Source organism: Legionella oakridgensis ATCC 33761 = DSM 21215 (assembly GCF_000512355.1).
GTDB lineage: Bacteria > Pseudomonadota > Gammaproteobacteria > Legionellales > Legionellaceae > Legionella_A > Legionella_A oakridgensis.
This window is the reverse complement of record NZ_CP004006.1, coordinates 1,863,483-1,875,559: the sequence shown is the minus strand read 5'-3', so window position 1 is coordinate 1,875,559 and position 12,077 is coordinate 1,863,483. Positions and strand designations below refer to the sequence as shown.

Below are 12,077 nucleotides of genomic sequence, written 5' to 3'. Positions count from 1 at the left end.
TTTCTACGCATAATAAAATCAGCTTATGATTTTATTATAGCAGTTGTTCTGCTTTTGCCGCAGTTATCAGGGCATCACAGATAGGTTGCTAATGGTGTAACGAAGAAGGATAGAATCATCCTCCATCCTGGGAGGGCATCAGAAAAATTACATGTTTGGGATATGGCTTTTAAGCAAGGAAAAATTCATGCTGAGACACCGCTCGCAAAAAGAAGAGTTAATGGATCTTGGGTCAGATTTTTATACCAAAGAAGAGTATGAGCAATGCTTAAGACAGTTGTTTAGAATGAATAAAATGCTTGGCATTTTTAAGCATACAGTAAAAGTACTCAAAAATTTTTCAAAAACTGCTTCTATAACCGATGTAGGCTGTGGTGGAGGATTATTTCTCCTGCACCTCAGTAAGTATTATCCAGACATGCAGATGGTAGGGATAGATATTTCAAAAGACGCAATAATATTAGCGCAACATGAATTAGAGCAATGGAGAAAAAATAATAAAACGCAGAATGTTAGTTTTGAATTACAAGGGAAGCATGAATTAGAGTTATCGTGTAACAGCAGAGATGTCATTTTATTAAATCTGGTGTGCCACCATTTAAAAGATGAAGAATTAATTATTTTTTTAAAAAAAGCGATCGAATCAGTTCGTATTGGATTAATCATTAATGACTTACATAGGAATACACTTGCTTATTGGTTGTATAAAATATTATGTCCTTTATTTTTTCGGAACAGATTAATCAGATACGACGGATTAGTTTCTATTGAAAGAAGTTTTACGCGACAAGAGCTAAATTATCTTTTGCGGCGAGCCAATATCTATCATTATCAGATTAAATGGTGTTTTCCATTTAGATGGAGTGTTGTGGTGTGGAAAAATGAACGCAAGGGATAATATTCTTGATGCTCTTATCATTGGAGGTGGCCCAGCAGGCGCAACTACCGGTATACTTTTGGCAAAGGCTGGTTGGTCTATTGGTATTATTGAAAAAAAAGTGTTTCCGCGAAGAAAGGTTTGCGGTGAATTTATGTCGGCAACTAACCTGGATTTGATCCATCAACTGGGTATTGCTGATTTTTATCTCAGAACAAGCGGGCCTGAAATACAACGAGTAGGATTATTTGCTGCCGATGCTATCTTGGCAACAAAAATGCCTTCAGAGAACAATTCATCCAGAAAGTGGGGCAGGGCATTAGGTAGAGAACATCTTGATCTGGCATTAATGAATAGGGCAGCACAGCTTGGCGTTACGCTATGGCAGCCTTGCATTGCTCAGGATTGGCAGCAAAAGCAAGGAGTATATGCGTGCAATATGATTTGTGATGATAGCGTTAAAGAAATTAAAGCACGTTTTTTAATTATAGCCTGTGGCTCATGGGAAGGTAATGATATACAGTGCAGTAAATATGCGCATAAACCATCAGATCTTTTGGCATTTAAAGCCCATTTTAGAAATACTGAACTTGATTTGGATTTGATGCCTCTTATCGCATTTCCAGGAGGATATGGTGGATTGGTACATAGTGATCACGGACGAGTATCTCTTTCTTTTTGCATTCGCCGAGATGTATTACAGCAAGTGAGGAAACGACATCCAGGAATGCAAGCTGGCGAAGCCTCTTTGTCTTATATAAAAGAACATTGTCTGGGAGTACAAAGAGTTCTTGCACATGCTCAGCGCGAAGGCGGTTGGCTGGCATGTGGCCCTATTCGCCCCGGCGTTCGTCAAAGATATCATAATGGAATATTCTATATTGGTAATATTGCAGGCGAGGCACATCCTATTGTTGCTGAGGGAATTAGTATGGCTATGCAATCAGCCTGGTTACTGTCTCACATTTTAGTAGGACAGCAAAAAAAAATAATAACGGCGTCAGGTCTTAATAAGGCAGGTAGAGAATATAGTGAGCGATGGTATCAGCATTTTGCGACTCGTATCCATGCTGCTGGATTGTTTTCACAGGTAGCCATGCGACCATGGACACAAGCTATTATGATTCAATTCATTAAATATTTTCCCAAGATATTAACTTATGGTGCAAAATTAAGTGGTAAAGTGAAGCAGGTAGTATGCGCAGAAGATATGATTGATAAGGATAATTAATGCCGAATATTATAGCCATTGGAGTGGCAAATCCACCATACAGGCGCGCGCAACATGAGGTTGCTGAATTGATTTGTGAAGGATTTAAATTAAAAGCTACGCAGAAAAAAGCACTGAAAGCCATCTATAAATCTTCAGGAATTGAGTATAGACATAGTGTGATCGAAGATTACACTAGATCCTCGGGTGATTTTCAATTTTTCCCTAATCATCATAAAGAGAAATTCCCATCTACCTCAGAACGGATGAAGTTATACCAAACCAGTGCCTTACCATTAGCACTTATGGCAATAAATAATTGTTTCAATCATGTGGATTCGTTTGATAAAAAGAAATTACCCATCTAATTACTATCAGCTGTACGGGCATGTATGCTCCAGGAATTGATATTGAAATTATCCAACACTTGGGATTGAATTCTTCTACTAAACGTACAGCCATTAATTTCATGGGATGTTATGGTGCCTTTAATGGTTTAAAGGTTGCCGATGCATTTTGTAAAGCAGATCCTAATGCAAAAGTATTAATGGTTAGTGTTGAATTATGTTCAATACATTTTCAAAATGATTTTTCTCTAGAAAGTGTGATTTCCAACGCCATTTTCGCTGATGGAGCCGCTGCAGTTTTAATTCAAGGACGTACTACGCAACAAAAACATTTTAAATTGGAATCTTTCCATGCTGATTTAGTGCCGGATACAGAGCAAGATATGGCATGGAGTATTGGAAATTATGGGTTTGATATGATTCTTAGTGCTTATGTTCCAAAAGTTATAAAATATGGCATTTCTGCGTTTACGGAAAAACTTCTCAGTCAATTAAATTGGTCATTAAATAATATAGATTATTTTGCGATTCATCCTGGCGGCCTTAAAATTCTGCAATCCTGTGAGGAGTCATTGAATATTACTGCTGAGGATAATAAGTACTCTTATGAAGTCTTACGTAACTTCGGCAACATGTCTTCAGCTACTGTTTTGTTTGTTTTAAAAGGTATTTGGGATGCATTAGATCAAGGAGCTTATGGTAAAAATATATTAAGTTGTGCCTTTGGGCCAGGATTAACTTTAGAATCCATGTTAATCAAGGTCTATTTTTAAAAGGAATAAAAATTAAGGCTCTCTATGGGGTTCGGGGTCTTATTGGCTGGAATGGTGCAGTAAAACACAACATGTATTGCGCACCATGGATTGCTAAAATCTTTCATGAAATAGTGCGACCCTTGAAAGAGAAATCCTGCAATTGCTGAGTGTGAAATCGATGAAGCCATAAAACTTTTCGGACATCGACACTTGCAGAGTTTATGTTGATCATCATTCATGAGCTGAATAATGTCTATGAATTAATCAGTAATGCTTGTTCATTATGACATGGTTGGAAAATCTCTAAGCAGAGTCTTAAGGGAGTTATTTTTCAAGGGGTTTAATAGTCTGTTCACAGGGTTATCCACAGATTTTGTGGATAACGATGTATTGATTAAAATTCAGTTTAATGAGCTAAAACCCTTGTGTTTATTGGATTTTTAAGGAAAGGGGAGGAAGGTTAATAAAAATTGACGAGTTGCTTAAAAAAAATATCCACAAGTTGTTTTTTGACAGAAATTTTCCAGGAAAAATAAACCGGTGTTAATCTTGGGCACTCAATGTAGATGACTTGATTGAATCATTTTTATTCTATAAAATGCGCACAAGTTAACCTATATGGATTTATTATAGTCTAAAGGACTTGCCTCGGCGTTTTACACTCATGCATAAATCCACATCTCTTGTGCTGCTGAGCAGAATGCAGAAAGTGAGTCACAAAGGTTAAAAATCCACCAGAACAAGTGAGCGTTCAATTAAAAACTAAAGAAGGCAAAGTGATTCTCGCTCAGGTTCCATCCCAATACCTTAAGGATCGCAAAAAAGGTGAAACAGTAGAATTGGATTGCTGCGGATTTTAAATTTATCTTACAAGCAAGCCTAGGTTGGCCTCATCGGCCCAACCTAGGTTTACCAAGAAGTGAGTTGTTAAGCAGCTGGAGCGGCGACTACTAGACTAATGGTAGTTTCCATCTTATCCAGTTTATAGGCACTGTCTGTTCTGAAGAATAAGAAGTTACCTGTGACTGCTTTGTTAATCAGGCTAGCGACGACATAGCCAATGCCAAGTCCGGCAATGGCGAGGCATAAATTACCAATGATTTGCTTCCAACCTCGATGCGTTTCCAGTTCAGGACGAGCTGTATTGATGGCATCGGTGCAAATATCTCTGAACTCGGCTTTAGTCAGTCTGTTATCAAAATAGAGTTCGGCATTTTTATCGAGTGTGAGGTATAACTGGTCTGCTTCATTGGCTGCTTTAATATGACCATTCTGACGCAATTCTAAAGCCTTGGTGTGAATGATTGCCAATTGAGCATAGAATCGAGTTTTTGAAGCATCCATTTTTATTGATGCATCATGTGGTGTGCTGCCCGCAAACAATGAAGGAGGCAATCGAATTGCAGTAGGGCTTGGCATTTCATCCATAACCGGTGGTAATTGAATAGTAATAAAGGGGGTAGATACAGGCAAGGCTCCGGTGAGAGCTTTTCTGTTATGTAGTTCAGAGGCATCCACGTGCAAGGCGGTTTCAATAGAAGCACTAATTCCATCCGCATAAGGTGCTTTGGCTATAGTGATTGTAGCCATGTCTTTAACCGTTTGTTTGTAGTTAGCGTCAATAAAGCCCTGGCCTTTTATGGTTGCTAAAGGCGTAACGGCGCCTCCAGCATAGTGATTAAGACGCAGTGTTACATTACTGGGTATTAATTCCGGGTATTTAGTAAAGAACGTTTGCAGGTGTTCAAGGATATCTATAGGTGCTCGCGCCCCATTGCCGCGGTCATCATAAAAGTCAAAAATAATGTCTTCTTCTGGATTTTCCTGAGCAACTTTATGCATTTGAGCATAGAGAATGGTCGTTTTGGTTTCATCAAATAACCATTCGCTGTGAGGGCCTTGGTATTTATCTTCCTGACTATCCCTGGCACGTTGGTAAGAGGTACCATCAGGTAAATCACCATAAATATCCGCAAGAAGGAAGGGATCTAGGGTTGTTCCAAGATAATCACTCACTGTTTTTACAGCTGGAAAACAGGAACCTTTCCCCAAACTGTTCGCAATATCAATGCTTAATGATTGTCGATTCGACCCTACAAAGGTAATTCTCTTGGTAAAATCTGAACTTGCTTCCCTAATGGCATCTAAAAAAACTCGGTTAGCAGCAATAACATCTTTAGGTTCACTGTATATATAGTTGAGGTTAAAAAGACAGCCATCAAAATCAAATGAGGTAACACGAATCGTCATAACAAATATTCAAGTAGTAAAAGTTTGGATAGTATATTAAATAAAGATTATGGCAATATTAAGGGATAGTTTTTAGTGCCGATGTTTTTTTAGAAAAAATTATGATGAAATTATACCATCTGCTGAGAAATGCGGTGCTGACTTTGTTTGCTAAAAGAACGGTTGGAGTAAGAGCTCTTTTGATTCATCAAGATAAAATTTTGCTTGTTAAGCATACTTATCAGACAGGTTGGTATACGATTGGTGGCGGCGTTGACCCAGGAGAAACACCAAGAGAAGCCATGGAAAGAGAATTGATGGAAGAGGTTGGTGTGCGTTTAACCTCGTCGCTGCAATTATTTTCTGTCTATCATAGCCGACATGAGAAACGTGATGATTATATCATCGTGTATGTCGGTCATGGCCATACCCAAGAACCCGTGATTTCTCCTGAAATCGCGCAACAACAATGGTTTCCGTTAAGCCAACTGCCTAAAGATATCTCGCCTGCGACTCAGCGAAGAATTCAAGAATATTTAGGGAAGGTCGAAGTGAGCGAGCGATGGTAAATTTATTTTGGTATATAAATCAATCATTAATACTTGCTTGTCAGGGATAGAATTCTTACTATACTTTTATAAATCTATAAATTTACATCGAGATTTCCATGGATTGGGATAAAAAACGCAACGATTATCAAGGTCGGCTTGCTCGTATTAAACCTTTTTTAAAAAATGAAAAAATAGCTGCAAGTAAGGACATGGTTGCCATTCTTGAAGCGGCCATAAAACCAAATGATAAGGTCTGCCTGGAGGGGGATAATCAAAAGCAAGCCGATTTTTTAGCTCGTAGTTTATGTCAGGTAAATCCGAAAAAAATACATGGATTGCATATGATCCAATCGGCCATCGCGCTTGCCGAGCACTTGGATTTATTTGAACGGGGAATTGCGGAAAAAATTGATTTTTGTTATGCCGGACCACAAGCTGCTCGTCTGGCGATCATGATTCAAAAAAGCCAAATAAAAATCGGGAATATTCATACTTATAATGAATTATATGCGCGTTATGTTATGGATTTAACTCCGGACGTTGCCTTAATTACTGCAGAACAAGCCGACCGCCATGGCAATCTTTACACAGGAGCTAACACCGAAGAAACCTCAACCATTGTGGAGGCCACTTCATTTAAAAATGGGGTGATCATTGCACAAGTCAATGAGATTGTAGATGAGTTGCCTCGAGTTGATATCCCAGGTGATTGGATAGATGTGATTTCTCAAGCACCATCACCTTCCTATCTTGAGCCACTGTTTACCAGAGACCCTGCATTAATTGATGAAGTTAAAATTCTAATGGCCATGATGGTCATTAAAGGAATTTATGCACCATATCAAGTCAATCGACTCAATCATGGTGTGGGATTTAATACATGCGCCATTGAACTGTTATTGCCGACGTATGCCCAATCGCTGGGCTTAAAAGGCAAAATCTGTAAACATTGGATGGTCAATCCACTGCCGACTCTGATTCCAGCCATCGAAGCGGGTTTCGTTGAATCCATTTTCTGCGTTGGCGGTGAAGTGGGTATGAATGATTTTGTGCGGGCAAAACCGGATATTTTTTTCACTGGCCGTGATGGTTCTTTACGATCAAACCGATTGTTAGGACAATTGGCAGGACACTATGGTTGCGATGTGTTTATTGGTGCAACTTTGCAGCTTGATACGCAAGCGAACAGTTCTACTGCAACAAAAGGCCGGATTGCTGGTTTTGGAGGTGCTCCTAACATGGGTTGCGATGCATTGGGTAGGCGCCATTCTTCTTATACTTGGCTTAAAGCAGGCCAAGAAAAAGGTCAAAGTCAACCGCATGCCATGCCGCGCGGTCGTAAATTAGTCATCCAAATGGTAGAGACATTTCAGTCAGCAGGTAAACCTACGTTTGTTGAGAAGCTTGATGCCTGGGAATTGCAGCAAGAGATGAAATCGGATTTGCCTCCCATCATGATATATGGGGATGATGTTTCTCATATTGTTACCGAGGATGGCATTGCCAATTTATTACTCTGTAAAACGAGTGAAGAAAGAGAGCAAGCCATTCGCGGGGTGGCAGGGTTTACGCCTGTGGGTTTAAAAAGGGATAAAGAGAAGGTAGCCGAATTAAGAAACCGGGGCATCATTCAACGTGCAGAAGATTTAAATATTTCATTAAAGGAAGCAGATCGGGATTTATTAGCAGCCAAAAGCATCCATGATCTGGTTGAAATTTCAAACGGGCTATACTGTCCACCTAATAAATTTAGAAATTGGTAGAGCAAATGATGGATACCTATACTTACACTTACCCTCTCGAAAAACCACTTAAAAAAGGTCAAGCTATTACGGTGGGCGTTGCAGGTTCCGGTAATCTGGAAGTCATTATCAAGCCAGGTTCCGATTCTAAACGAACCGAATTTATTGTGAAAACGGTGGTCACTGGTTTTAAACCAACCTGGGATGCAGTGATTGAGCGCTTTGTCGAAGATTATCCATTTGGCGGTTTATCCTTCACGCTGAATGATGCGGGTGCAACACCACCTGTGGTTTCTTTACGGTTACGTCAGGCTATTGAAACGTATCAAACCGGGTATCGTGAAAAAGAAAACTATCTGGAAAGTAGTGCACGCGCCAGAATTTATTCTTTGGTAGATAAAGAGAGCTTTCAGGAATTTTTGTTGACCAATGAAGATGCTGCCAGCCCTAATCTTCCAGCATTAAATATGCAAACAGAAGCCGATGATGGTGTCGTGATTGGAGCGGCGACTCTTAACGGCAATAAAATAGCCATCATCTCACAACAAAAAGATTTTATTGGCGGTTCTGTGGGTGAAGTCCATGGTGCCAAAATAAACGGTCTCATCAAATATGCCATAAAACATCAACTGGAGGCTATTGTATTTTTAATCGATAGTGGTGGCGTACGTCTGCATGAGGCAAACGTGGGTGAAATTGAAATTTCCGAGATTATTCGTTCCCTACTCGAGGCAAAATCTGCAGGAGTGAAAACCATTGGGGTTGTGTGTGGTAGCAATGGGGCGTATGGTGGAATGGGAATCATTAGTGGCATACTCGATTATTTAATTGTCAATCAAGTTGCAAGAATTGGGGTTTCCGGGGCGGAAGTGATTCAAGCAGTAAAAGGTGCCGAAGTATTTGATAGCAGCAATCGCTCATTGGTATGGCGTGTGTATGGTGGCAGAACACGCTATCTTCAACAAGCAGTACAAGATTATACAACCAACAAAGTGCAAGACATTCGCGCCTCTATCATTAAAGCAATGATTGCTTTAAATAATAAACCATTGATTAATGTTGATCTGGTGGCTGCAGAACAGGAAGCATTGATGCGGCGTATTAGGGATGCAAATGGTTGTAGTGAAGAGGGTGAATGGCTTGAGAAAAATCAACCGGATTTATCTAAACAGGATATTTTTAACATCCAGGACAGCCAATTTTTAACGCTCATCAAATCCAGGAGATAATTATGGCAAGCGAGACAATCCGTTTAAAAGAAGTCCTGGATACGGTATTTGATTGCAGTGAGACAAAGATTGCAAGTAACATCGTTGCTGGAACAGGTAAAATCAAGAACACAACTTTCCATATTCTTGGAACGATTGAAGACACAACCTTTGGTGTTGATGAAGCGTTGGAAATGGCAAAACATCTTTTAAATATCCTTAAAGTAAAAGATAAATCACCCATTTTATTGCTTGTTGACGTTACCGGGCAAAAGTTGGCAAAGCGTGATGAATGGCTAGGGATGTATGCTTATTTTGCGCATCTTTTAAAATGCTTGCATCTTGCACGTAAGCAAGGGAATAAATTGATTTCTTTAGTATATAACCAGGCCATAGGTGGGAGCTTTATTGCCTTTGGTATGATGGCTGATCGTATTTACGCGTTAGCGCATGCCAAACTTGCGGTCATGTGGTTGGAAGGCATGGCCAAAGTCACTAAAATTGATATCGATGTATTAAGAAAAATCAGCGAAACTTCACCCATCTTTGCCCCAGGGGTAGAAAATTTTAAAAATTAGGGGGGCTGCATGAGGTACTCACGTTAGATAAAGTGCCTGCACAATTATTAAAAACACTGGAAGAAGATTCTATTGATTTAGATAATCGGGCAGAATTGGGCGAACAATATGGTGGTCGCACGAAAGCATATGAAATCATAAGAGCAATAGAAAGCTTATGATTCATTTAAGGCATCATTTATGCTACTTGAAGAACTCCGCAATTTTGCTTGATGGCAAAGAAACAACATTTTTTGAGCAGTGGGTTGCACGGGGATTTCCGTTGATTTGCACAAGGCAGCCCAATCAGTTGTCACCGGCACAGATACAGCTTGCCATTCCTTACGTCGATTGCATGACTCAGCGAAAGTATCGTTTTAGTTTTAAAATTGCCAAGAAAGATATTGCAACCATAGTGGAACTCCCAACGATAGAAGAGGTATTTCCCAATCGATTGTTCAAGCAAATCAGCGCAATTCAAGTGTTTGGTTCCTATTGTTGGCAATATTTAACCGGGCATCCTTATGTACATTCTGCGTCGGATTTAGATTTACTGATTTCTTATGAGCAACAATCTCTTCAGGAGTTATCCGACTGTTTAGCATATTTAAAGGCCTTATTAAAAATCCAGCACATGGATGGGGAAGTACGTTTTAAACAATTTGGGGATTGTGCACTATTAGAACTTCTAGATCGTAAGACGCATGATATATTGTTCAAGACATGGCAAGACGTAACACTTGTCAGCCGGGATGTTTTATATGCAAATTTTCCAACACTGTCTGCCTGATGCGAGCAAGATTGCGCGATATTACGCTAAAATCGCGGTGAGAGCACTTTACGATGAAGTGTCTTTATATCCCAAGCCCGGATTGGTCAGTTTTGTTGACAGTGGGGCACATCGTGATATGAATGGAGAATTGTTTTTTAGAAGTTTATTTGGTTTAAGGCATTATTTTTTAAAAGTGGCTTTTCATTCTGCGCAAGGGGAACCACTGCAAAATTTGGTAAAGCTTGGGTTAGATGCCGAGACAAGAATGCATGCAATAACCTGCGGTATTAACACCCACCGCGGCGCTATTTTTGCGTTAGGGATTGTATGCGCAACCATTTCTCGATTGAGCTCACAAAAGACAAGATTTTCCACCATCGATTTACAGCAAGCCATTGTTGAAGATTGGGCTCCATATTTACAAGAGGTTCATCGTATCGAAAATACTCATGGTGCCTTGGTCAAAAAAAAATATAACGTTCCTGATGCCAGGGATATGGCCATTCGTGGTTATGAACCTGTTTTTAACGCATTTCATGAGCTTGCAGACATGCGCTTAACGGACAAAACATTCTTGGGTTTGCTGGCTTATAAAAAGCTGCTGCTCAGCATTGATGATATTAATATTTTATATCGTACAGGACCAAATGGGTTAGCCTACGCACGATATCACATTCAAAAAGCGATCGTTCTAAATGATAGAGAAACGTCAATTCTTAAAGCCACTAAGCTTCATCGGCTATTTTCACGAAATAACATCAGTCCTGGTGGAGTTGCTGATTTATTAGGTCTTGTCTATTTTTTACAACATGTTTTTTCCGGATACATATCATGAAAATCCTCCTTGTTTTTGCGGGACAAGGTTACAATGATTCAGAATTATTTAAACTTTTTCACGCGGACCAAGAGGCTTTAAGTTATCTCAATGAACTATCCGCAGCGGCAGGCTTTAATCTATTTAAAAATACTTCCCGAATGGAAGATCCTGATTTTGCTCAATTGCTTATTGGAGCCTATCAGTTAACTCTTTGCACAGCAATATCTTCTCTTCTTAGCCATCATCAGGTGGATGTTGCCGGCTATAGTCTCGGTGAAGTGAGTGCCTTTCTAGTCAGTGCACGAGCGTCCTCAAAAGACGCCATTGACGTCATCGGTCATCGTACGCGTTTAATGACGTCACTGATTAAAAGTAATCCGCAAGAGGAGTATGATCTTCTTGCCGTTACCGGAAAGTTCGATGTTGAAGAAATCAAGTGCATTTGTGAAAAACACCATGGGGCTCTTGCCATTATTGCTTCAGAAGAGCAGTTTATTATAGGCGGTAAACTGAGTGATTTAAAAAGATTGCTGCAAGAACTTGCCGCACATCACATGACGCGTTCCAAATTTTTATCCATTCATGTACCCTCGCATACGCCTTTTTATGCACAGCAAGCCAACCAATTTTACCAATTTCTTAGGTCAAAATTTGCAGTCTCAAGGCTTAACAATCCCATGTTTAGTCCGCTTGCACTGAAAAAAATATATGACCTAGAAGAAGAAATGCATTTGCTAGATAGCGAACTTTATTCCACACTGGATTGGCGAAGTGTGTGCCATCTTATGATTGAGTATCAATATGATTTGATCATTGATTTAGGGCCAGGCTCTGCAATGACGTCTTTATTGAAAGCAGCAGCTATCAATTTATTTAATACTTCGATTATTACCGTGGCTAATTTTAGTAGCCTGGCCGGTGTAAAAAATCAAATCAGGCAAATCATTCCAGGGTAAGCCATGGCATTTCATGTTAAGATATTCTGCTGTTGAAGCAGCAGTTACCGCATGAC

Annotated in this window: 13 protein-coding genes; 12 read left to right on the top strand and 1 reads right to left on the bottom strand. The window is 39.7% G+C overall.

The window, feature by feature from the left end:
* Nucleotides 1–187 precede the first annotated feature (187 nt).
* The 4 genes from LOA_RS09200 to LOA_RS09190 are packed head-to-tail and all read left to right on the top strand — an operon-like array spanning nucleotide 188 to nucleotide 3,207.
* Nucleotides 188–898, top strand: coding sequence for a methyltransferase domain-containing protein (locus LOA_RS09200; RefSeq protein ID WP_025386077.1), 711 nt, complete (start codon nucleotides 188–190; stop codon nucleotides 896–898).
* Nucleotides 882–2,108, top strand: a complete 1,227-nt coding sequence (locus LOA_RS09195; protein WP_025386076.1) for an NAD(P)/FAD-dependent oxidoreductase — start codon at nucleotides 882–884, stop codon at nucleotides 2,106–2,108. The genes LOA_RS09200 and LOA_RS09195 overlap by 17 nt, the downstream gene beginning before the upstream one ends.
* On the top strand, nucleotides 2,108–2,455 hold the full coding sequence (locus LOA_RS15400; protein WP_238551210.1) for a beta-ketoacyl-[acyl-carrier-protein] synthase family protein: 348 nt from the start codon (nucleotides 2,108–2,110) through the stop codon (nucleotides 2,453–2,455). The genes LOA_RS09195 and LOA_RS15400 overlap by 1 nt, the downstream gene beginning before the upstream one ends.
* 20 nt (nucleotides 2,456–2,475) lie before the next feature.
* On the top strand, nucleotides 2,476–3,207 hold the full coding sequence (locus LOA_RS09190) for a type III polyketide synthase (RefSeq protein WP_238551209.1): 732 nt from the start codon (nucleotides 2,476–2,478) through the stop codon (nucleotides 3,205–3,207).
* Between the two features lie 909 nt (nucleotides 3,208–4,116).
* Here the strand turns inward: LOA_RS09190 and LOA_RS09185 are convergent.
* On the bottom strand, nucleotides 4,117–5,439 hold the full coding sequence (locus tag LOA_RS09185; protein ID WP_025386075.1) for a hypothetical protein: 1,323 nt from the start codon (nucleotides 5,437–5,439) through the stop codon (nucleotides 4,117–4,119).
* A 101-nt stretch (nucleotides 5,440–5,540) separates the two neighbouring features.
* Between LOA_RS09185 and LOA_RS09180 the strand changes: the two genes are divergently transcribed.
* The 8 genes from LOA_RS09180 to LOA_RS09150 all read left to right on the top strand — a co-directional run bounded on the left by LOA_RS09180 (nucleotide 5,541) and on the right by LOA_RS09150 (nucleotide 12,021).
* Nucleotides 5,541–5,987 carry an NUDIX domain-containing protein gene (locus LOA_RS09180; RefSeq protein ID WP_025386074.1) on the top strand — a complete coding sequence of 149 codons (447 nt, stop codon included), beginning with the start codon at nucleotides 5,541–5,543 and terminating at the stop codon, nucleotides 5,985–5,987.
* Nucleotides 5,988–6,085: 98 nt separating this feature from the next.
* Nucleotides 6,086–7,732, top strand: a complete 1,647-nt coding sequence (gene mdcA, locus LOA_RS09175) for a malonate decarboxylase subunit alpha (RefSeq protein ID WP_025386073.1) — start codon at nucleotides 6,086–6,088, stop codon at nucleotides 7,730–7,732.
* Between the two features lie 8 nt (nucleotides 7,733–7,740).
* Nucleotides 7,741–8,940, top strand: coding sequence for a biotin-independent malonate decarboxylase subunit beta (mdcD, locus tag LOA_RS09170; protein WP_025386072.1), 1,200 nt, complete (start codon nucleotides 7,741–7,743; stop codon nucleotides 8,938–8,940).
* Between the two features lie 2 nt (nucleotides 8,941–8,942).
* Nucleotides 8,943–9,497, top strand: a complete 555-nt coding sequence (locus LOA_RS09165) for a biotin-independent malonate decarboxylase subunit gamma (protein ID WP_238551208.1) — start codon at nucleotides 8,943–8,945, stop codon at nucleotides 9,495–9,497.
* A gap of 32 nt (nucleotides 9,498–9,529) precedes the next feature.
* Nucleotides 9,530–9,658, top strand: coding sequence for a hypothetical protein (locus LOA_RS15880; protein ID WP_274544553.1), 129 nt, complete (start codon nucleotides 9,530–9,532; stop codon nucleotides 9,656–9,658).
* Entirely contained in the window at nucleotides 9,655–10,266 is a 612-nt protein-coding gene (gene mdcG, locus LOA_RS09160; protein WP_025386071.1) for a malonate decarboxylase holo-[acyl-carrier-protein] synthase, read from the top strand. The genes LOA_RS15880 and mdcG overlap by 4 nt, the downstream gene beginning before the upstream one ends.
* Entirely contained in the window at nucleotides 10,238–11,083 is an 846-nt protein-coding gene (locus LOA_RS09155; protein ID WP_025386070.1) for a triphosphoribosyl-dephospho-CoA synthase MdcB, read from the top strand. Before mdcG ends, LOA_RS09155 begins: the two co-directional genes overlap by 29 nt.
* Complete coding sequence (locus tag LOA_RS09150) at nucleotides 11,080–12,021, top strand: acyltransferase domain-containing protein (RefSeq protein ID WP_025386069.1); 942 nt, start codon at nucleotides 11,080–11,082, stop codon at nucleotides 12,019–12,021. The genes LOA_RS09155 and LOA_RS09150 overlap by 4 nt, the downstream gene beginning before the upstream one ends.
* The last annotated feature ends 56 nt before the right edge of the window (nucleotides 12,022–12,077 follow it).